The 21,360-nt window shown below is 71.6% G+C and carries 19 protein-coding genes; 2 read left to right on the top strand and 17 right to left on the bottom strand.

Annotated features, from left to right (window positions below; all coding sequences use genetic code 11):
- Positions 1–150: 150 nt before the first annotated feature.
- From AB0950_RS07365 to AB0950_RS07445, 17 genes are all read right to left on the bottom strand, one after another.
- Complete coding sequence (locus AB0950_RS07365; protein ID WP_366778023.1) at positions 151–1,707, bottom strand: GMC family oxidoreductase N-terminal domain-containing protein; 1,557 nt, start codon at positions 1,705–1,707, stop codon at positions 151–153.
- 141 nt (positions 1,708–1,848) lie between these two features.
- On the bottom strand, positions 1,849–2,571 hold the full coding sequence (locus tag AB0950_RS07370) for a hypothetical protein (protein ID WP_360161831.1): 723 nt from the start codon (positions 2,569–2,571) through the stop codon (positions 1,849–1,851).
- 69 nt (positions 2,572–2,640) lie between these two features.
- A complete protein-coding gene (locus tag AB0950_RS07375) occupies positions 2,641–3,129 on the bottom strand; it encodes a hypothetical protein (protein WP_360161829.1) in 489 nt (162 codons plus the stop codon).
- Positions 3,126–4,400, bottom strand: a complete 1,275-nt coding sequence (locus AB0950_RS07380; protein WP_366778024.1) for an MlaD family protein — start codon at positions 4,398–4,400, stop codon at positions 3,126–3,128. Before AB0950_RS07380 ends, AB0950_RS07375 begins: the two co-directional genes overlap by 4 nt.
- Positions 4,397–5,680: an MCE family protein gene (locus tag AB0950_RS07385; RefSeq protein WP_366778025.1), complete on the bottom strand. Its 1,284-nt coding sequence runs from the start codon at positions 5,678–5,680 to the stop codon at positions 4,397–4,399. Before AB0950_RS07385 ends, AB0950_RS07380 begins: the two co-directional genes overlap by 4 nt.
- The gene (locus AB0950_RS07390; RefSeq protein WP_366778027.1) at positions 5,677–6,786 is read right to left on the bottom strand and encodes an MCE family protein; all 1,110 of its coding nucleotides are present in this window, start codon (positions 6,784–6,786) and stop codon (positions 5,677–5,679) included. Before AB0950_RS07390 ends, AB0950_RS07385 begins: the two co-directional genes overlap by 4 nt.
- Entirely contained in the window at positions 6,783–7,763 is a 981-nt protein-coding gene (locus tag AB0950_RS07395; RefSeq protein WP_360161851.1) for an MCE family protein, read from the bottom strand. The genes AB0950_RS07390 and AB0950_RS07395 overlap by 4 nt, the downstream gene beginning before the upstream one ends.
- 260 nt (positions 7,764–8,023) lie before the next feature.
- Positions 8,024–9,064 (bottom strand): MCE family protein, encoded by a 1,041-nt coding sequence (locus AB0950_RS07400; RefSeq protein WP_360161821.1) that lies wholly within the window; start codon positions 9,062–9,064, stop codon positions 8,024–8,026.
- Entirely contained in the window at positions 9,061–10,308 is a 1,248-nt protein-coding gene (locus AB0950_RS07405; protein ID WP_366778028.1) for an MCE family protein, read from the bottom strand. The genes AB0950_RS07400 and AB0950_RS07405 overlap by 4 nt, the downstream gene beginning before the upstream one ends.
- Positions 10,309–10,319: 11 nt before the next feature.
- The gene (locus AB0950_RS07410) at positions 10,320–11,144 is read right to left on the bottom strand and encodes an ABC transporter permease (RefSeq protein WP_360161817.1); all 825 of its coding nucleotides are present in this window, start codon (positions 11,142–11,144) and stop codon (positions 10,320–10,322) included.
- 3 nt (positions 11,145–11,147) lie between these two features.
- Positions 11,148–11,918: an ABC transporter permease gene (locus AB0950_RS07415; protein ID WP_093478077.1), complete on the bottom strand. Its 771-nt coding sequence runs from the start codon at positions 11,916–11,918 to the stop codon at positions 11,148–11,150.
- Complete coding sequence (locus AB0950_RS07420) at positions 11,915–12,844, bottom strand: ABC transporter ATP-binding protein (protein ID WP_366778029.1); 930 nt, start codon at positions 12,842–12,844, stop codon at positions 11,915–11,917. The genes AB0950_RS07415 and AB0950_RS07420 overlap by 4 nt, the downstream gene beginning before the upstream one ends.
- Positions 12,845–12,973: 129 nt before the next feature.
- Positions 12,974–14,053, bottom strand: a complete 1,080-nt coding sequence (locus tag AB0950_RS07425) for a sigma-70 family RNA polymerase sigma factor (RefSeq protein WP_360161813.1) — start codon at positions 14,051–14,053, stop codon at positions 12,974–12,976.
- 103 nt (positions 14,054–14,156) lie between these two features.
- Positions 14,157–15,206, bottom strand: coding sequence for a lytic transglycosylase domain-containing protein (locus AB0950_RS07430; RefSeq protein ID WP_360161811.1), 1,050 nt, complete (start codon positions 15,204–15,206; stop codon positions 14,157–14,159).
- 172 nt (positions 15,207–15,378) lie between these two features.
- On the bottom strand, positions 15,379–16,110 hold the full coding sequence (locus AB0950_RS07435) for an alpha/beta hydrolase (protein ID WP_366778030.1): 732 nt from the start codon (positions 16,108–16,110) through the stop codon (positions 15,379–15,381).
- 40 nt (positions 16,111–16,150) lie between these two features.
- Complete coding sequence (locus AB0950_RS07440; RefSeq protein ID WP_360161849.1) at positions 16,151–16,681, bottom strand: DUF3293 domain-containing protein; 531 nt, start codon at positions 16,679–16,681, stop codon at positions 16,151–16,153.
- Between the two features lie 72 nt (positions 16,682–16,753).
- Entirely contained in the window at positions 16,754–18,463 is a 1,710-nt protein-coding gene (locus tag AB0950_RS07445) for an MFS transporter (RefSeq protein WP_366778032.1), read from the bottom strand.
- Positions 18,464–18,860: 397 nt separating this feature from the next.
- On the opposite strand from AB0950_RS07445, the gene AB0950_RS07450 reads away from it, so the two are divergent.
- Together AB0950_RS07450 and AB0950_RS07455 are read left to right on the top strand one after the other, a co-directional pair.
- Positions 18,861–19,694, top strand: a complete 834-nt coding sequence (locus AB0950_RS07450) for an SDR family NAD(P)-dependent oxidoreductase (protein ID WP_366778033.1) — start codon at positions 18,861–18,863, stop codon at positions 19,692–19,694.
- Between the two features lie 24 nt (positions 19,695–19,718).
- Complete coding sequence (locus tag AB0950_RS07455) at positions 19,719–21,305, top strand: Na+/H+ antiporter (protein WP_360161803.1); 1,587 nt, start codon at positions 19,719–19,721, stop codon at positions 21,303–21,305.
- Positions 21,306–21,360 lie beyond the last annotated feature (55 nt).

Genomic DNA, 21,360 nt, shown 5'->3' on the forward strand with positions numbered 1-21,360 from the left:
CGCCTGCGGAGAGCCCGGACAGCGTGAGCGGGCCGAACGCCTTCTCGACCTCATCGTGAGCGGCTGCGGTGCGTTGACGACTTCCTCAACCGGCGTTTCCCCGGAAAGCCGGCCACCTCCGGCGACGACCGCCGCCTGACGTAGGGATCTTCATCGCGCGGCTCCGGTGATGAGGTCGGCGGCCTTCTCCGCGGCCATGATCGTGGGCGCGTTGGTGTTGCCGCGCGGCACCGTCGGGAACACCGAGGCGTCCACGACCCGCAGGCCCGCCACGTCGAACACGCGCAGTTCGGGGTCGACGACCGCGCCGATGGCACAGGTCGACGTCGGGTGGTACAGCGTCTGCCCGGTCCGCTGCGCCCAGGCCAGGAGGTCCGCGTCGGAGTCCGAGGCCGGCGTGTCGAACGTGCCGGTGACGAGGTCGGTCACGGCCCGCTGCGCGGCGATCTCCAGGGCGATCCGGATGCCGGCGACCAGGACGTCCCGGTCCTGGGCCGTCGTGAGGTAGTTGTGCACGATCCGGGGCGCGGCGTCCGGGCGCGGGGAGCGCAGGGTCACCGCGCCGCGGCTGGTGGGGGCCAGTACGCACGGGCCGAAGGTGAAGCCGTGCTCAGTGGCCGGGCCGAGCCCTTCCTGGTGGAAGAGCACGGGGGCGGCGTGGAACTGGAGGTCCGGGGCGTCCAGTCCGTTATGGCTGCGGAAGAAGCCGCCGGCCTCGCCGATGTTGGAGGTCAGCGGGCCGCGCCCCTCGCTCTGCAGCAGGGCGGCGTTCTCCGGGCTCGCCGCGCCGATGAGTGACTCGACGCCGGTGCGGAAGTTCAGCAGCGCCATATAGTGTTCCTGCAGGCCCTGGCCGACCGGCAGATCGCGTACGACGTCGATGCCGAAGGCGGACAGCGCGGTGGCGGGCCCGACCCCGGACAGCATCAGCAGCTTCGGGGACTCGTAGGCGCCCGCCGACAGGATCACCTCGCGCTCGGCGCGGACCACTCCGACGGTGCCGGCCCGCTCCACCTCCACACCTGTGGCCCGGCCGCCCTCGATCACCACGCGACGGGCGAGGGCCGAGGAGAGCACGGTGAGGTTCGGCCGCTCGAGGGCGGGGTGCAGGTAGGCGACGGCGGTGCTGCAGCGCAGGCCGCCGCGCTGGGTGAGCTGGTAGCGGCCGACACCGAACTGCGTCTCGCCGTTGAAGTCGTCGTTCGGCTTGTGGCCGGCCTGCACGGCGGCCTGGACGAAGGCAGAGCACAGCGGGTGCTCCGACCGGCCGTCGCTGACCGTGAGCGGCCCGCCCACGGCGTGGAAGGCGTCCTCACCGCGCTCGTTGTCCTCCGAGCGCTTGAAGTACGGCAGGACCTCGTCGTACGACCAGCCGGTGGCCCCGGCGGCGGCCCAGCCGTCGTAGTCGGCACGGTTGCCGCGGATGTAGATCATCGCGTTCATCGAGCTGGAGCCGCCGAACATCCTGCCCCGGGGCAGATAGGCCCGCCGGTTGCCGATCCCCGGCTCCGGTTCCGTGTCGAGGTCCCAGTCGAGGGCGGACTTGAACAGCTGCGGGAAGGCGGCCGGGATGTGGATCTCCTGGGCGGTGTCCGGGCCGCCCGCCTCGATCAACGCCACCCGGACAGCAGGGTCCTCCGACAGGCGTGCAGCGAGCACACAGCCGGCGGATCCGGCGCCGACGATGACATAGTCGTACGTGCGCATGCCCATCCCCTTTGATCGAGAAGCACTGCTGAAAAGACAATCCCGAACGGGCACGTCGGGTAAGTCGCTTTCACGCCTCTACTGGACGGAGGGCACTCGAGGAAGCGGAACTGGTCGGTCGGCACCGCATGCGATGTCTGGTCACAGGGCGTCCACGCCGCTCACCTTCCAGCCGGCGGAGGTGTGTGTGAGCGTCAGCCGGACCCGGTTCAGGTCCAGCCGGGGCTGCGGGACCCGGGTGCTCTGGGTGACCTGGTTGACGAAGAGCAGGACGACGGCCTTGTCCGGTGTGGCCGAGACGACGGAGGCGGCGGGGGCGCCGCCGTCGGTGGGGGCGGCCACGGTTGCCTTCACCACGCCGTGGTACTTCGTCGCGGTCGGCGCGACCACCGCCTTCGTGGTCCTGCCGTACTGGTCGCGGAAGTGCCCGGTCAGCAGTGCGCGGGCCCGGGCGAAGTCCCGGTCCAGGTGCCGGTAGTCGTACGACAGCACGACCGGCGCCGCCTTCCGCGCGGCCGCGAGGGCCTCGCCGCGGGCCTGCTCCGCCTGCCGCCCCTGCCGGTACTGCCACCCGAGGACGGCGGCCATGACCAGGGCCGTCACGAGGACGACGCCCAGCACCGCGGTGACCACATTCCGTCCGATCCTGCGCGAGGGCGCGCTCTCCTCCGGCTCGTCCTCGAAGGGCGCGGGCTCGGGCGGGTCCTCCCAGCCGTCCGCCGGGGGCTCGACGAGCAGGGTGCGTCCGGAGGTGGCCTCCTCCTGCTGGCGGGCGGTGCGCTTGGCCGCCGCGCGGGCGGCCGCGGTCATGGTGCGGCGGGCCGGTGAGCCGGTTCCGCGGGTGCGGGTGGTCGGGTTCGCCACGGTGTCTCTCCTCATCGATGGCCTTGTGACGGCCTTGTTGACGGCCTCATGGACGGCCTCAGGGGTGGGTCAGCCGACGAACGTCACGTCGGAGGTCAGCCAGCGGCCGGCCACCCGCACGAGGTCGAGCTGGAGGCGGTAGGTGCGCGCCTGGCCGTCGGGCGCGGCCGTGTTGGTCACCTTGCTGTCGGCCACGACCAGGACCCGGGCCGAGCGCGCGTCGGACCGCACGATGCCCGCTTCCAGGACCTGCCCCTCGGACACCGACTTGTTCTGGGCGACGAGCTTCGTCAGCTGGGCGGTCTGCGCGGCGAACTGCTTCTTGAAGTCGCCGGTGGCGCCCTGCAGCACCGCGCGGCTGTCCCGGTCGTAGTGCCGGTAGTCGAGCGAGGTGAAGTTCAGCGCCGACTGGCGGGCCGCCGCCAGGACGTCCTGACGGCGCTGCTCCGCCGCGTGCTGGTCGGACAGCTTCAGGCCCAGCCAGACACACAGCACGGTCGTCAGGACGGTCGCGGCGACGAGTCCCGCCGACAGCAGCCTCATGCGTGTGCCTGTCATGCCATCGGTCCCACGAGCAGCCATTGCCAGGACTCCTTTCCGAACACGGTCTGTTCGCCGCCGGTCGAGCCGATCTCGACGGCCTTTCCGTCCGGGCCGGTCGCGGTGCCGGTCTCCGGGTCGTACGGGGCCACGAACGCGGCCTGGTTCGCGCCGGACGGACCGGTCGTCGCGCCCGGCGCGTTCTGGGCTCCGCGTACCGAGGTCTTGCTGCCGCGCGGTGCCGTGCAGTGCGCGGCGGTGTTCGCCGGGCGCGTGCCGGTGTCGGCGGGGTCGCGGCGCTGGGTGCCGTAGCCCTGGGTGCACGCGGGCGGATCGTCGGCGTTCACGGTCAGCCCGAAGTGCGTGGTGCCGTCGCCGGGGATGACCGTGTAGCTGCCCGCGACCGTGAGCGGGAGCGTGACCAGGGCCTGTTCGACACCGGGCAGCCGGGCCAGGGTGATCTGGCCGCCGCTGATGAGGTTGGCGAGCAGGACCGGCACCTGCGGCCGGGTGGACTTCAGCAGGGAGTCCAGCTGCTGGTCGGCGGGCACCGTGTTGCCGATCAGCCGGCGCAGGTCGCCGTCGCTCGACTTCAGCTGCGCGGTGAGCGTGGCCAGGTCGCGGGAGAACGACTTGATGGCCGAGCCCTGGTCGGCCTGTGTCTTCAGCACCTTCCGCGAGTCCTCGATCAGCGAGACCGTCTGGGGGAGCGACGCGGACGCCGACTCCACCAGTGCGTTGCCGGAGTCCACCAGCCGGCTCAGGTTCGGTCCGGTGCCGGCGAACGCCTTGCCCAGCTCGTCCACGGTGACCCGCAGATCGTCCTTGCCGACGGAGTTGACCAGCCGGTCGAGGCTGAGGACCAGGTCGGTGACCGGCAGCGGGGTCCGGGTGCGGCTGCGCGGGATCGGGCTGCCGTCCATGAGGTACGGCCCGCCCGACCGCCGTGGCTGGAGGTCGACGTACTGCTCGCCCACCGCCGAACGGTCGGCGACCACCGCGAGCGTGTCGGCCGGGATCCGCGGGGCGCCGTTCTCGATCTTCAGCGCCACCGACACCCCGGACCCGGTCAGCCGCAGATCGCCCACGCGGCCCACCGGCACGCCCCGGTAGGTGACCTCGGCGCCGGGGAAGACGCCCCCGGACTCGGCGAAGTCGGCGCGCACGGTGTACCCGCGGTCGAGGACGTCGTCCACGAGGCCCGTGTAGCGGGCGCCGACGTACGACACCCCGAGGGCGGTGACGGTCGCGAAGGCGAGCAGCTGGGCCCTGACCGTACGTGTGATCACGGCAGTATCCCCTTCAGCATCAGCTCGGCGAGGCCGAGGTCGGTCCCGGGCGGGAGGCGACGCGAGCCGTCCCCGGTGCCGTAGGCGGCGGTGCACACCGGCGGGCACAGCAGGGTGCTGCCGCCGGAGGGCGTCGAAGGCACGGCGGGCGCGGAGGGCACCGGCGGCACGGACGGGGTGCCCGGCAGGGACGGGACGGACGGCAGAGGGGTGGGAGTGGGGAGGCCGGGAAGGTGCGGGGTCCCGGGGGCCGGGGACTTCCCGCCCTTGCCCGGCTTGCCGGTGACGTTGCCGTACAGGTCCGCCAGGTCGAGGTCGGCGGTGATCCTCAGGTTGACGTAGTCGCCCTTGACGGCGTCCGTGGCGTTGCGCGGGAACGGGTAGGTGGTGAGGAGTTCGAGCGAGTTGGGCAGGTCGTCGCCCGCCTTGTTCAGCTCCTGCAGGATGGGCTGGAGCTTCTTGAGGTTGGCGACGGTGTCGTCGTGGGAGGCGTTCACCACCTTGGTGCCGGTCTTGCCGAGGGTGGACAGGGCGGTGAGCATCTTCGTCAGGTCCTTGCGCTGGCCGGCGAGGGCCTTGAGGGCGGGCGGCATGGTGTCGACGGCCAGGGCGATCGTCTTCTTCTCCTTCTTCAGCCGCTTCGCCAGCCGGTCGACGCCCTTGAGCGCGCGTACGATCTCCGCCCGCTGGCCGTCGAGGCCGCCGAGGAACGTGTCGAGCTGCTTCAGCAGGGACCTGACCCGGTCCTCGCGGCCGCTCAGGGCCTGGTTCAGCTCGACGGTGATCGTCTTCAGCTGGGCCACCCCGCCGCCGTTGAGCAGCGCGGACAGGGCCGACAGCACCTCCTCGACCTCCGGGTTGCGGCCGCTGCGGGACAGCGGGATGAGGTCGCCGTCGTGGAGCCGTCCGACGGGCGCGGTGCCGGCCGGCGCGGACAGGGCGACGTACTTCTCGCCGAGCATGCTGGTCTGCCTCAGGTCGGCGACCGCGTTGCCGGGGAGCTTCACCGAGTCGGCGATCCTGAGCCGTACCCGCGCGTGCCAGCCGTCCAGTTGCACCTTCTCGACCGCGCCCACGGTGACGTCGTCGACCTTGACCGCGGACTGCGGCACCAGGTCCAGGACGTCCCGGAACTCGACGGTGACGTGGTAGGCGTGGCCGTCCGAGGCGGCGCCGCCGGGGAGCGGGACGTCGTACCAGCCGTTGAACTCGCAGCCGGTCAGCAGCAGCGAGCCGACCGCCGTCCAGGCGGCCACCCGCCCCAGGTGCCGCGCGCTCATGCCGGTGCCCCCAGGATTCCGCCGAGGGTCTTGTCGACGGTGCCCGTCGACGCCGGGGCCGACGGCACCTTGGGCAGGGAGTCGAGGAGCTTCGTCAGCCCGGCGCAGTTGTCGTGGTCGTCGCCGGTCGTCTTCAGGATCGAGCAGAGCAGGGACGCCGGGTCCTGCGGGGTTTGCGCGTTGTTGCGGGTGTCGAGGGTGCCGGCGGCGGGGTTGTAGGCGTTCTGCAGGTTCGACAGGCCGGTGGGGGCGACGGACAACAGCTCCTCCAGTGCGGACCGTTGGGCGACGAGCACCTTGGTGACCTTGGCCAGGCCCTTGACGTCCGAGGTCAGCGCCTTCTTGTTGCCCTTGACGAAGCCGGCCACGTCACCGAGCGCGGCGGCCAGGTACTTCAGCGCGGCGGCGAGGTCCTTGCGCTCCCCGGCGAGCTGCCCGGCCACGGTGGCGAGGTCGGTGTTGAACGACCGCACGCTGGTGTCGTCCGCCGCGAGCGCGGCCGTGAACACCTGGAGGTTCCGTACGGTCCCGAACAGGTCGCCGCGCCCGTCGGACAGCGTGGTGACCGCCTGGGAGAGGTCCTCCACCGTCTGGTTGAGGTTCTTGCCCTGTCCCTGGAGGTTGTCGGCGCTCACCCCGAGCAGCCGGGACAGCGAGCCCTTCTTGTTGGCGCCGTCCGGGCCGAGCGCCTCGGCGGTGGTGTGCAGGCTGTCGAAGATCCGGTCCAGCTCGACGGGGACGGCCGTACGGGACTGAGGGATGACGTCTCCGTCGCGCAGCACCGCGCCCTTGCGGTACACCGGCAGCAGCTGCACGTAACGGTCGCTGACCACGGAGGAGTTGATGATGGCGGCCTGTGCGCCGGCGGGGACCTTGCGGCCCCGGTCGTACTCCAGCTCCACCCTCACCCGGTCGCCCTCCGGCGTGATCTTCGTGACCTCGCCGATGCGGACGCCGAGGACGCGGACGTCGGAGCCGGGGTAGATGCCGACGGTGCGCGGGAAGTACGCCGTGACGCGGACCGGGTCGGGGCCCGGCCAGAGGACGACGGCGAGGCCGGCGACGACCGCGAGCGCGGTGAACAGGGCCAGGAGTCTGCGGGTCATCGGGTGCCTCCCGTCCGCGGCGTGACCGGGGCGGCGACCAGGTTCTGGACGTAGGAGTCGAACCAGCGGCCGTTGCCGAGGGTGTTGGTGAAGAGCCGCACGTACGGCGCGAGGAGCTTGACGCTGCGGTCGAGGCTCGCCTGGTTGCGTTCGAGCATCTTCAGGAAGGTGTTGAGGTTCTTCAGGGCGGGCCCGATCGCCTTGCTGTTGTCGTCGACGAGGCCGGACAGCTCGATGCCCAGCAGCGCGGAACTCTTCAGCAGCGTGTGGATCGCCGCGCGCCGCTGGTCGATCTCCTTGAACAGCGCGTCACCGTCCTTCACCAGCGCGGAGAAGTCCTTCGTGTGATCGGCCAGCACCTTGGTGACACCGTGCGCGTGGTCGAGGAGCCCGCGCAGCGCCTTGTCCCGGGAGGCGACGGTCCGGGAGATCCGCGACAGTCCCTTGATCGACGCCCGCACCTCCGCGGGGGAGTCCTGGAAGGTGAGGGAGATGGTGTCCAGCGCCTTCGCGAGCCGGTCCGTGTCGACCTTCTCGCTGGTGGTCGTCAGGTCGCTGAAGGCCTGGACGACGTCGTACGCCGACACGGTCCGCCCGAGCGGGATCTCGCTGCCCGGCCTCAACTGGCCGGGCCCCTTCGGGTACAGGGCCAGGTACTTGGCACCGAGGATCGTCTTGACGCGGATCGCCGCGCCCGTGTCGGTGCCGAAGCCCGGGTGGCCCTTCACCTTGAAGGTGACCTTGACGTGGTCGCCGTCCAGGTCCACGCCGTCGACCTTGCCGACCTTGACCCCGGCGATCCGTACCTCGTCGCCCGGCTTGAGCCCGCCGGCCTCGGAGAAGGCCGCGCTGTAGGTGTCGCCGCCGCCGATCAGCGGCAGGCTGTCGGCGTTGAAGGCGGCGACGGTGAGCAGCGCCAGGACGGTGAGGCCGACGGCGCCCACGACGACCGGGTTGCGCTCCCGGAACGGCTTCAGGCGTGGACGCCGCAGCCGGATCCTGGGCAGCTTCGGCGGCAGGACGCGCACCTTCACCAGGGGTTCGGGGCGGGGTGTGCGCCTGGGCAGCAGCCGGGGGAGTCCCGGCAGCTGGGGCGGCAGGACGCGCACCTTCACCAGGGGCTCGGGGCGGGGTGTGCGCCTGGGCAGCAGCCGGGGGAGTTTCGGCAGCTGCGGTGGCAGGACGCGCACCTTCACCAGGGGCTCCGGGCGGCGCCGCCGTCTTGGGGCACGCAGTCTCATCCGCCACACCTCGCCCGCGCCACGTGCAGCTCCGGGGTGATCACCTGCTTGGTCTTCGGCAGCACGATCCGGCCGTCGAAGTCGCAGAGGTAGAAGTTGAACCACGAGCCGTACGAGGCCGTCCCCGTCAGCTTGTTGAGCTTGTTCGGCAGCCGCTTCAGGACGCCCTCCACGGTGTTCTGGTTCTTGTTCAGCGTTCCGGTGAGATCGCCGAGCCCGGCGATGTCGTCCTTCAGCGGTGGACGCGCGTCCTTCAGCAGCCCCGACGTGACGTCCGTGAGGTCGCCGATGCTCACCAGCGACTCCCCGATGGGCTTGCGGTCGGCGGACAGCCCCGAGACCACCCGGCGCAGCTGGGTGAGCAGGTCGGAGAAGCGGGAGCCGCGTTTGTCGAGCGTCGCCAGGACGGTGTTGAGGTTGTCGACCACGGAGCCGATCAGCTTGTCGCGGTCGGCGAGGGTGGTGGTGAGCGAGGCCGTGTGCGCCAGGAGGCTGTTCACCGTGCCGCCCTCGCCCTGGAGGGTCTGGACGATCTCGGTGGCGAGCTGGTTGACGTCGCTCGGGCTGAGCGCGGCGAACAGCGGCTTGAAGCCGTTCAGCAGGGCGTTGAGGTCCAGCGCTGGCTGGGTCCGGGACAGCGGGATGGTGCCGCCCGGCCGCAGCCGGGCGGTGACGTCACCGGGGCCCTCGGTGAGCGCGATGTACCGCTGCCCGACCAGGTTGCGGTAGCGCACGACCGCGTGGGTCCCCGCGAGCAGCGGCCGGTCGGCGTCGACGGTGAACGTGACCTCCGCCAGGGTCCGGTCCTTGATCCGGATGCCCTCCACCTCTCCCACCCGCACGCCGGCCACCCGGATGTCGTCGCCGGTCTCCAGCCCGGTGACGTCGGTGAACACCGCGTGGTAGGTGTCCTTCGGGATGAAGGAGATGTTGACGATGGTGGCGGCGAGCAGCGCCGTCGCCGCGATCGTGACCAGCGCGAAGAGGCTGAACTTGACCAGCGGGGCGGCGGTCTGCCGGGCTCCTGACCTGCTCATGCGACGCTCACCGCCGTTCCGCGCGCGAGCGGACCGAACAGCAGCGTCGTGACGGGCGGCACCTGGTCGGCGGGGACGCCCATGACGGGGGCCACGAGCGAGCCGACGGCCCGCTGCTCGGCCCGGGTGGCGGACACCTGAGCACCTCCGGGGAGTGCGCCGCCGGAACCTCCGGCCGACGTACCGTCGTTCAGATGGGGTTTCGACCCGGGCACGGGCGGATGCGGCAGGCCACGGCAGTTCGGTCCTGACCGCTCGCCGTACACCGGCTCCTCACCGGGCCGGTACGCCCCCTGCGGCCGGACGACCTCGAGGGTGATCCGCATCTCGCCGCCCCGGAACGCGTCCTCCGACGCCTTCTCCTGCCGGACCAGGCCCTGGAAGAGGCACGGGTACTCGGGGGAGTAGCGGGCGAACAGCTCCAGCGTGGGGCGGGAGACCCGGCCCAGGGTGATCAGCCGGTCGCCGTTGCCGGACAGGAAGTCGTTCGCCGTGCCTGCCATGGCGGCGGTCGAGCGGAGCCCCGCGGCCAGCTGGTCCTGCTTCTCCACGATCGTCCGGCTGGTGGTGACCGTATTGCGCAGGATCCGCATCAGGTCGGGCGCGGCGTCGCCGTACACCTCGGCGACGTCCGCGAACCGCGAGATGTCCTCCTTGAGGGAGGGCATGTGCGGGTTGAGCCGGCGCAGATAGCCCTCGACCCGGGTGAGGTTGTCGCCGATCCGGTCGCCGCGGCCCTCCAGCGCGGTGGCGAACGCCGAGAGTGTGGCGTTGAGTTCACCCGGCTGGACCGTGCGCAGCAGCGGCAGCAGGTCGTTCATCAGCTGCTGCACCTCGATGCCGACCTTGGTGCGGTCCTGGGTGATGACGTCCCCGGCGCGGATGGGCCGCTCGGAGGTGTGCGCGGGCGGCACCAGGTCCACGTACTTCTCGCCGAACAGCGTCTTGGGCAGCAGCCGCGCGCGCACGTCCGCGGGGATGTACGGCACGTACTGCGGCTTGAGCGCGATGTCGAGCGTCGCCTTCCTGCCGTCCGAATGCACCTCGCGCACCTCGCCGACCAGCAGCCCGCGCAGTTTGACGTCGGCGCGTGGATCGAGCTGGTTGCCGAGGGTGCCGGCCTCCAGGGTGACCGGCACGACGGAGGTGAACGCCTGCTGGTAGACGGCCACCGAGAGCGACAGCAGCAGCGCGAGCACGGCGAGGAACGCGATGCCGTACAGCCTGAGTCTCGTTCTGTGCATGCGCACCGCTCTCACCCCGCTATCCGTACGGTCGTGTTGGCGCCCCAGATCGCGAGGCTCAGGAAGAAGTCCAGGACGTTGATGGCGACGATCGACGTCCGCACCGCCCGGCCCACCGCGACGCCGACTCCGGCCGGGCCGCCGCTCGCGTGGTAGCCGTAGTAGCAGTGCACCAGGATGATCAGCACGGCGAAGACGATCACCTTGCCGAAGGACCAGAACACGTCGACGGGCGGCAGGTACTGGTGGAAGTAGTGGTCGTAGGTGCCCGTCGACTGCCCGTAGTAGCCGGTGGTGATGGTGCGGGCGGCCAGGTACGAGGACAGCAGCCCGATCACGTACAGCGGGATCACCGCGACGAAGCCGGCGATCATCCGGGTCGTCACCAGGAACGGCAGCGACGGGACGCCCATCACCTCCAGCGCGTCGGTCTCCTCGCTGATCCGCATCGCACCGAGCTGGGCGGTGAACCCGGCGCCGACCGTCGCGGACAGGGCGAGCCCGGCCACCAGCGGGGCGATCTCCCGGGTGTTGAAGTACGCCGACAGGAACGCCACGAAGTTGGAGGTGCCGAGCTGGTTGAGGGCCGCATAGCCCTGCAGGCCGACCTCGGTGCCGGTGAAGAAGGACAGGAACGCGATCACGCCGACCGTGCCGCCGACGACGGCGAGCGCGCCCCGCCCGAAGCTCACCTCGGCGAGCAGCCGCAGGATCTCCTTCTTGTAGCGGCGCAGGGTGCGGCCCGTCCACGCGAGCGAGCGGCCGTAGAAGGACAGTTGGGTGCCCAGCTCCTCCAGGGAGCGCAAGGGGCGGTCGAGGAGTTTCTGCGGTCTCATCGGCTAACCCCTCTGCGGGACGACCTGGAAGTACACCGCGGTCATCACGAAGTTGGTCACGAACAGCAACATGAAGGTGATCACCACGGACTGGTTGACGGCGTCGCCCACGCCCTTCGGGCCGCCCTGCGCCGTCAGCCCCTTGTACGAGGCGACGATCGCCGCGATGGCCCCGAACACCAGCGCCTTGATCTCCGCCGCCCACAGGTCGGACAGCTGGGCGAGGGTGGTGAAGGACGCCAGGTAGGCGCCGGGCGTGCCGTGCTGGAGGACGACGTTGAAGAAGTAGCCGCCCGCGACACCGACCACCGAGACCAGGCCGTTGAGCAGCACGGCCACGACCATCGACGCCAGCACCCGCGGTACGACGAGCCGGTGGATCGGGTCGATGCCGAGCACCTGCATCGCGTCGATCTCGTCCCGGATCTTGCGCGCCCCGAGGTCCGCGCAGATCGCCGTGCCGCCCGCGCCCGCGATCAGCAGCGCGGTGACGATCGGCGAGGCCTCGCGCAGCACCGCGAGCACGGACGCGGCACCGGAGAAGGACTGCGCGCCCAGCTGCCGGGTCAGGCTGCCGATCTGCAGCGCGATGACCGCCCCGAAGGGGATCGAGACCAGCGCCGTCGGCAGGATCGTGACACTCGCGACGAACCACGCCTGCTGGATGAACTCCCGTGCCTGGAAGGGCCGTCGGGGCAGGGTACGGACGACGTCCAGCGCCATCGCGAAGAGGTTGCCCGAGTGCCGGAGCGCACCCGTGGGGGAGAGCCTCATGAGCCCGTCACCCCCGCCCCGTGCAGCTGGGCCTCGCGTCTCGCGATCGCCTCCCAGCGGGGCGGGCGGGCGATGCCGGGGCCGGGCAGCAGGCGGGGAGTCAGCTCCTGGGGCCGTGGACCCTCGTCGATCTGGGCGAGCTCCTGCTCGACCTGGGCCGCGTCCTTCTCCTCCGCCATGCCGATCGGCCCCTGCATCCGGCCGTTCAGGAACTGCCGTACGACCGGCTCGTCACTGGTCAGCAGCTGCTCGCGGGGCCCGAACATCACCAGCTCGCGCCGGAACAGCAGCCCGATGTTGTCCGGGACCTGGCGGGCCGAGGCGATGTCGTGGGTGACGATCAGGAAGGTCGCGTCGATCTGTGCGTTGAGGTCGACGATGAGCTGGTTGAGGTAGGCCACGCGGACCGGGTCCAGGCCCGAGTCGGGCTCGTCGAACAGGATGATCTCCGGGTCGAGGACCAGGGCGCGGGCGAGCCCGGCCCGCTTGCGCATGCCGCCGGAGATCTCGCCGGGCAGCTTCTCCTCGGCGCCGATCAGCCCGACCATGTCCATCTTCTCGAGGACGATCCGCTTGATCTCGCTCTCGGACTTGCGGGTGTGCTCGCGCAGCGGGAAGGCGATGTTGTCGTACAGGTTCATCGAGCCGAACAGCGCGCCGTCCTGGAACAGCACGCCGAACAGCTTCCGCACCTCGTACAGGTCGCGTTCCCGGAGCCTGGTGATGTCCCGGCCCTGGATCGTGATGGAGCCGCGCTCCGGCTTCAGCAGCCCCACGAGCGTCTTGAGGAACACCGACTTGCCCGTCCCCGAGGGGCCGAGCATCACCGAGACCTCACCGGCGGGCAGCGTCAGCGAGACGTCCTGCCAGATGACCTGGTGGCCGAAGGACTTGGTCAGCCCCTCCACACAGATCTCGACACCCATCCGCTCCACCCTTCGCCCGTGCACTCGCCCGTGAGCAGCTCCGACATCTGCTCTACGGGGAGGGGCGGGGCGTCCGTCGCGGCGACCGAAGATTTTTTTCGGCCGCGTTCGGACGCGCTTACCGGGGTGTTACGGCAGCTTCGGCGACGGCGTGCTGGTGGGGGTCCTCGGGGTGGGAACGGCGGCGGGAGCGGAGAGCGGAGCGGACGGTACGGCGGGAGGCGCCGGGATCGGGGGAAGCGACGGCGCCGACGAGGCGACCGACCTTGTCGGCAGGTCCGGTACGGCGGTCGGCAGGCCCGGCACCGTCGGCACGTCGGGCACCTGCGGGACCTTGGGCGCCGACAGGTCCGGGAGCGAGGACGCGTCCGGCAGGGACGGCACGGACACCGGCAGCGGCAGGGACGTGCCACCGCTGCGCGAGGGCGTCCGGCCCGGTATCCCGGGCGCCGGGGGCAGGGGGGCGCGCGCCCCGGGGACGTCCCCTGGGCCCGTGGCCTCGCTGCGCAGGACCTGCGCGTCGCCGGACACGGCCGGGCGTGGCGCGGGACCGTTCCCGTTTCCGCCCGCATCGAGCGCGTACGGCAGCAGGAACCCCGCCACCGCCAGGGTCGCCGCCGTCGAGGTCACCGCGACCGCCTGGGCCTTGCCGCCGCCGCGCAGCCGCCCGCGCCCGATGAGGAACAGCACCAGCGCGAGCGTCCCGGCCAGCGAGGCGCGCAGCGTCCGCCGGGCGCGGGCGAGCAGAGACTCGACGGTCCGGTAGCTGAGCCCCATCCGCATCGCGACCTGGCTGACGTCCAGGTCCTCGGACTTCAGCCGGAGCGCCTCCGCCTGCCGGGCGGGCAGCTCACCGCTGCGCACGGCGAGCCACTTCGCCTCCGCCCGGTCGCACACCACCTCCTCGACGGGTACCGGACCCGGCGCGACGAGCGTGGGCCGGCTGCCCACCTCGGCCTCGCGGTTGACCTGCCGGTACCGGTCGACGCACAGCCGCATCGTCACGGTCGTCAGCCAGGCGCCGAGCCGCTCGTCGTCGAGGTCCGGGCGTTCCGCGGCCCGCAGCATCGCCTCGTGCACGGCGTCCTCGGCGTCCTCCTGGCTCATGGAGCGCCGCCGGGCCACTTTGAGCAGCTGCTCGCGATGGCTCCACATCCGCTGCCAACGCTCGTCGGCGGCCGCTGTGTCCGCAGGCATGTCCGTCGCCATGAGGGCCCCTTCGCACTCACCCGCCGGTCCTGTGCTTCCGGCGGGTGTGGCGACATTACCGCCGGGTAGGGGCGGTTGTGGAGGGGGCGGCGCCCATCGTGTTCTAGCCGTTGCCGATGGTCAGCGGCCCCGCGTCGGGCAGCACACCGCCGCCGGGCAGCGTGAGGGTCGGCTCGGGGACGGGCACCGGCGGGGTCTGGGACGCCTTCGGGACGCCGGCCGTACGGGACGGGCTGGGTGCGGGTGAGGGTGAGGCGGGCGGCGTCGACGGCGTGCGCGAAGGGCCAGGGCCCGGCTTCCGGTCGTCCGAGGGCGTCGTCGGCGAGGGCTTCGGCTTCTTCGGGTGGGACGGCTTCGGGCGGTCCGACCGGGACCCGCCGGACGCGTCCGGCACCACGCGGTGCCCGGTCAGGTAGTACGCGTACCAGGCCTTGACGGTGCGCAGATAGGCGTCGGAGTGGTTGTAGCCCAGGATCGCCCGGTCCAGGTCGGCGGGGTGCGACAGGTCCCGGCCGCCCGCGCACAGGTAGCGGCCGGCGGCGAGCGCCGCGTCGTAGACGTTGTCCGGGTCCGCCCGTCCGTCGCCGTTGCCGTCCGCGCCCCAGCGGGCCCAGGTGGACGGGATGAACTGCATCGGGCCGACCGCGCGGTCGTACACCGCGTCCCCGTCGTACGCGCCGCCGTCCGTGTCCGGCACGGCGGCGAAGGCGCCGCCGGTCAGCCGCGGGCCGAGGATGGGCGTCACGGTCGTACCGTCCGGGGTGACCCGGCCTCCCCATGCCTGCCCGGACTCCACCTGGCCGATCGCGGCCAGCAACTGCCAGCGCAGCCGGCAGCCGGGCGCGCTGCGCGCCAGCTCCTCCTCGGCACGCCGGTAGGCGGCGAACACGCTCGCCGGCAGGGCGCCGCCGCCGGTCTCCGCCGGTGCCGAGCCCTTCTTCCGCGTCCGCAGCGGGGGAAGACCGGTGCGGTACGGGGTGTCGCCGGACACGCTGGGGCCGTGCTCGGCCGGTGCCGCCCCCCGCGCGGGCTCCGTGGCCTCGACCGAGACCGCCCCCGGCGCCTGCGACGCGGTCAGCACGGCCATCACCGCCGCCGCGACCGCCGTACCCCGGGCACCCCTCAGTGCCCCCTTGAGTGCATGCCCTGTCACTGTGCAGTCCCCTCCGTGGATGAATCCGTCGACTGCTCTACGCGGCCGGAGGGCGGGTCCGTCGCACGAAACCGGGCGGAAAGGGCGGCTTCCTGCTCCTTGAGATCGCGGCGGCAGCAGACGCGGTCACGGAGCGGGCAGGGGCCGCACCTTCCGTCCGCACGCGGCGCCGTCAGCCGAGGTGCCGGGTGAAGAACCGTAGGGTGCTGTCCAGTTCGTGTGCCGGGATCTCTCCGTGCCTGCCAGGGTTGGCGTGCAGGGTCTTCTCGGTGGAGGCCAAGGCGTCGAACAGGGCCAAGCTGTGGGCGCGCGGCACCCGTTCATCGTCCCACTGCACCAGGAACTCCACCGGGACCGTGATCCTGCCGGCGGCCTCCGTTGCCGCCAACGCCCCGCCCAGCCCCAACACGGCCGCGCGGACCGGGGGTTCGTCGGCTACGAACGGAACGCCGAGTCCGCAACCCAACGACACCCCCCAATAGCCCACCGGACCGGCACCGACGTGGTCGAGGGCCTGGATTGCGTCCAGAACCGCCCGCCATTCCGGGACGGTCTGGCGAGCCACGAGCGCCTGGAAACCGGCGACCAGGGGAGCCAGTTCCTCCCCGGCGGCCACGCGGGCCTGGTTCTCGGCCGCGATCCGGTCGTACTCCTGGTCCACCGGTCGGTCGCCATGGCCAGGCGCGTCGACCGCCGCAACCGCGCAACCGCACTCGGTCACGAAGCGGCGGGCAAGGGCCACGATGTCGGGGGCCTTCTTGTGCCGGCCGCCGCCGTGTCCCATCAGGATGAGGGGCCGCGTACCGGCGGCACCTGCCGGCGTCCACAGCACGCCGGGAATCTCATCGAGGGTGAAGAGCTGTTCACGGACGCCGTCGGACGACGTCTCAGAGCTGAAGCGCACAGCGTTTCAAGCCTTTCGGGATGCCTTCTGCGGGCACTCCCTAGGCCATGTGAAAGAGGGAGCCCCGACCTGTCACAGCGTTGATCGGTCTCACCTCCTCGGTCGCGGCAACGTACAGCGACGCAGAACCTACCACGGAGGGCTCGCCCACGTCGCGGCCCAAGAGGGCGGCGTGCCAGCCGGTGGCGACCGTGTCGTGGAACGCGTCGGCACAGCCCAGCAGTCGCCACGAGGCCGGCGACCAGGCGAACACGGCGTCCTGGCCGAACCGCCGGCCCAGAGCCCTGGCCTGGGCGTCGTTCATGCCGACGACGGCCGCGCTGATTTCGGCGTGGGTACCGGCCGCGTCCCCTCCGACGGCCGGCCACCACCGCAGGCCGACGCACTGCCTGGGGGATCCGGCGTGACGCGAACGTTGTGCCCGGGGAAGGCGATGTCCACGACCGCGCGCCGGTAGTTCGCCCACTGCGCGGGCTTGGCGACATGAGATATGGCAGGCATCGGAGTCTCCTTCGAAAGGGGACCCCCTCACCTGCCGGCAGGGAGATCTAAGGGGCCGCAGACGCGGCATGATCACAGCCACCAGGTGTGGAGCACCTGGCGCCCGTGATCATGCCACACGCCTTGTCGGGAGGACGTGGGATCAGTCGCCCTTCTCCGTGAGGGCCGCCAGTTCGCGGTCGACGGCGCGCTGGTGTTCCAGCGCCTCGTCGCGGGCCTTGCGCGGGCTCCAGCGGCCGGCCATGACGAAGATGAACGGCAGGAAGACGATTTGCCCGGCGACGCAGATCAGCCACCAGGTGCGCCACTGTCCTGGGCCCTGGTCCGCGGCGTTCTTCACCTGGGAGCCGTAGCGCTGCAGCAGCGCCAGCTGCGGCTGAGCCTTGCGCACGGTCGCCAGGCCGTCCACCCCGACCTCGCGCGCCGCCTGAGCCGCCAGCGCCGGCGGGACCGCGTTCGGGGGATACGCCTGGAGTTTGGCGAAGAGCCGCGGGTGCGCGTCGATGATGGCGAGGGCGGGCGCGGCCTGGACGCTTGCGGCCTTCACCTGGGCGCCGTGCTCGACCAGCGGCGTCGCCGACGTCACCACGACCGGGACGAACGCCGTGGAGATCGCGACCACCGCCCGGATGATCCATCCCCACACGGCCAGACCGGTCGCCGTGGCGGCCGGGTTCTGCTTCTCCACGGTCTCGGTGAAACTCGCCATCCAGGGCGCGTAGGCGACCCCGGTGAGCACACCGATGGCGACGAACAGTGCGGCGAAGGTGTAGTAACCGGTGCCCGGCTCCGTGGCGTGCAGGGCGAAGAGGGTCGTGACCGCGATCGAGCCGAGGGCTCCGACGAGCATGAACGGCTTGCGCACCTTCAGCTTGTCGGAGAGCAGCCCCGCCACCACCAGCGCCACCGCGTTGGCCGCCCAGTACCAGTTGGCCAGCCCGTTGGTGCGCTGCTCGCTGTAGCCGAAGGTCGCGGAGAAATAGACGACGAAGTTTCCTACGGCGCCGAAGTAGAGCAGCAGGAAGAGGCTGACAGCCGTGGCCGAGCCGACGATGTCCAGCCGCAGCATCTGCCGCCAGTGGCCCGCGGCCGCCGTCCCCGGCTGCGTTCCCTTGGCCCGCGCTTCGACGAGCGCACGGTCGCGGAGGCTGACCATGATCTGGTCGCGCAGCCGGGGTGACAGTTCGCGCAGCCCCGCCAGCGCCAGCACGAAGACGGCGAGCCCGGCCCAGCCGGAGTAGCGAAGCTCGTCCTGCCAACTGGCGAAGGACAGGGTGCTGCTGGTGACGACGGTGACGACCAGGCTCCCGATGACCGGGCCCATGGTCCAGTAGCCCATCGCGGTGGCCCGGCCGAGCTGTGGGGAGAAGTCCCGGATCAGTGCCGGCGTGGCCACCAGCACGATGCCTTCGATGAAGCTGAGGGCGGCGAAGAGCACCAGGTAGGTGCTCTTGTCGGGGGCGTTGGGCAGGCCGAGGAGGCTGAGCAGGGCGGCGACGAGGAGGCCGTAGACCACCATGTTGGCCCGGCCCCAGCGGTCGGCGAGGCCCGCCACGAGCGAGGCGAAGGCGCCGACCGCGTTGCCGATGACGCTGACCCACACGAAATAGCCGTAGGTCATGTGGAAGTGGGTGATGATCGAGGTGGCGACCGCGTACTGCACGTAGAGGGCGTAGTACAGGACCACGGTGGTCAGCACCACGATCCCCAGGTACGCCATCCGGCGTGAGGTGGCGGGGTAGTGGTGCAGTTCGCGGCGCCACAGGCGTGCGACGCGGTGGGGGGTTTCCGGCGTGCCGGTATCGGCCGGTCTGACATTCGTGTCGTCGGGCGAAGCGGGCATGGCAGTCATGCGGCGGCTCCTGGGTTCGGGCCCCATGGGCCCGGTGCGGTGGGTGCGGACAGTCCACGCCTTGCGGTGGGGCGGGCACGAGCACTGTTCGGCCAGGTGGGCCGAACCCCGGGGTCTGTGTCCGGACGGGGAGATTGCGCAGAGGCTAGTACCGACCAGTCGGTACGGCCTAGGGGTGTGCGCGGGGATACCGAAACGTGACCTGGCGCCGGGGAAGTCGCAGGGGCCCGGTCACACAGGGAAGGGAAGCGGCGGGGGCGCGGAGGCATGCGCGGAGGCGGTCTTGGACCGCGTGGTGCAAGCTTCGAAGAGCAGGGCGGCACCTCGCCGGTGGGCGGCGTGCGAGGTCCGCGGCACCTCGGCCTGCCCTGGGCGGGACGACCTGTGAAGGGTGATCATGAGTGTGAGGGATCCGGACGGCGGGCACGCGGCAGCGGCGGATCAGGGCGTCACGACGGCAGACGCCGCCGTCGCCGGCGACGATGCCCCCTTGGCGGGCTGCGCGGCGCTGGTGACGGGCGCGTCCAGCGGCATCGGTGCGGCCACGGCCCTGTCGCTCGCCGGGCAGGGAGCCGCTGTGGCGGTGGTCGCCCGCCGTACCGGGCGGCTGGAGGATCTGGCCGCGGTGATCCGTGACCGGGGTGGCTCGTGCCGGGTTCTCACCGCCGACCTCCAGGACGCGGCGCAGGCACGTCGGGCCGTGGAGGAGGCCGTGGAGTGCTTCACCCGGTTGGACGTGCTCGTGAACAACGCCGGTTACGTGGCCATGGGCGCCATCGAGGAGGGCGACCCGGCCGAGTGGGAGCGGATGGTCGGTCTCAACCTCACCGCTGTCCTGCACCTGTCGCAGGCGGCCCTGCCCCATCTGCTCCGCGCGGCGGCGAACGGCCCGCGTGGGGTCGCCGATCTGGTGAATGTCAGCTCGGTCGGCGGCCGGGTGGTGCGCAGTAACAACGGTGTCTACTCGGCGACCAAGCACGCGGTGGGCGCGTTCAGCGAGGCCCTGCGCCAGGAGGTGACCGGACGGGGCATCCGGGTGGGGCTGATCGAGCCGGGTCTGACGGCGACCGAGATGGGGACCGGCCCCGGGGCGGCCGCCGCCCGTGGCCTGCCGCGGAACGCCTGGCTGGACGCCGAGGACATCGCCCGCGCCATCACCTTCATGATCACTCAGCCCCGGCATGTCGCGGTCAACGAGATCATGGTCCGCCCCACGGCCCAGGAACACTGACCGTCGACCCCCTGGGGACGCTCCATGACCGGCCTGATCGTCGTCCTGCTGCTCGTCATCCTGGCCACAGCGGTGGCGGCCGGTGCCCGGCGCTGGAGCCTGCCCGCTCCCTCACTCCTCGTCATCGCCGGTGTGGTCGTGGGGCTGATGCCCTGGGTTCCCGAAGTGCGGCTGGCGCCCCATGTGATCAGCGTGCTGGTGCTGCCCCCACTGCTGTACGCCTCGGCCGGGGAGATCTCCGTCCGCGACCTGCGCACCGTGTGGAGGCCCGTGAGCGGACTGGTCTTCGGTCTGGTCCTGGCCTCCGCCATCGGCGTCGGGTACGTGGCCGCCGAGATCACCCCGCTCACCGCCGCGACCGCGCTCATCCTCGGCGCCGTCCTCGCCAGCACCGACCCCGTGGCCGTCACCGCGCTCGGCCGGCGTCTGTCGCTGCCGCCGCGCGTGCAGGCCCTGGTGCAGGCGGAGAGCCTGTTCAACGACGCCACCTCGCTGGTCCTGTACAAGGTCGCCGTGGCGACCGCGGTCACCGGCAGCGCCATCAGCGTGCCCGGGACCGCCCTGCAGTTCCTGCTTCTCGCAGGCGGAGGAGCCCTCATGGGTGCGGCGGTCGCCACGGTGGTGACCCTGATCCGCAGACGGACCGACGACCTCATGCTGGAGACCGTCATCGCGTTGGTCACGCCCTACGCCTCGTACGTCATCGCGGAGCAGTCGCACACCTCCGGCGTGACCGCCGTCATCGTGTCCGGGGTCGTCCTCGGCAGCACCGGCCACAAGCTCAGCGACGCCTCCGTCCGCCTCCAGGTCCACACCGTCTACGACACCGTCACCTTCCTGCTGGAGAGCGTCGTCTTCGCCCTGATCGGCCTCGAGCTGCCCTCGGCCGTCCGCCAGCTCGCGCGCGACGAGCACGGCTGGCCGCTGTGGGTGCCGGTGATCGCCTTCACTCTGCTGGCGATCCGGCTGCTGTGGATCTTCCCGCTGTCCGCCCTGATCCATCACCGGCACAGGCTGGGCGACAACCGCCTGTCCTGGCGCGTTCCGGCCGTCCTGTCCTGGGCGGGCACCCGGGGTGTCATGCCGCTGGCCGCCGCGCTGTCCATCCCGCTGGTCACCCACACGGGCGCGCCGCTGCCGCACCGGGCACTCGTTCTCACGCTCACCACCGGGACCGTCGCGCTCACTCTCGTCTTCCAGGGGTTCACGCTGGCCCCTGTGGTCCGCCGCTCCGGCATCGCCCTGGAACCGGAGCACACCGCCCGCGAGGAGGCGCGGACCCGCCGGCACATCGCCGCTGCCGCTCTCGACGAGCTCAAGCAGCTCGGCGATCTGGACGAGCTCGCCGACCTGGGCGCCGCCGCGCAGGCCGCCTTGAAACAGGCCCGGCGTCAGCTGGAAGCGCGCATCCACCAGGAGGAAGACGCCCACTACAGCGACCCGGACGCGCGTCCTGCCGACGCCTACCGCGAGATCCGCCGGACCCTCATCGCCATCGAGGCGGCCGAGCTGCAGCACCTCTACGAAGCGAACAAGATCAGCAACGCCACCCGGCGCCGGATCCAGCACGAACTCGACCTCGAAGAGGCCAGCCTGCGCCCCCGCGACTGACCGAAGTCCGGTTCGACCGGATGGAGGACACGCCCGCGCGTGAGTGCCGTGGAGA

Origin of the sequence: Streptomyces sp. NPDC007189 (genome assembly GCF_040703635.1) — a bacterium.
Lineage (GTDB): Bacteria > Actinomycetota > Actinomycetes > Streptomycetales > Streptomycetaceae > Streptomyces.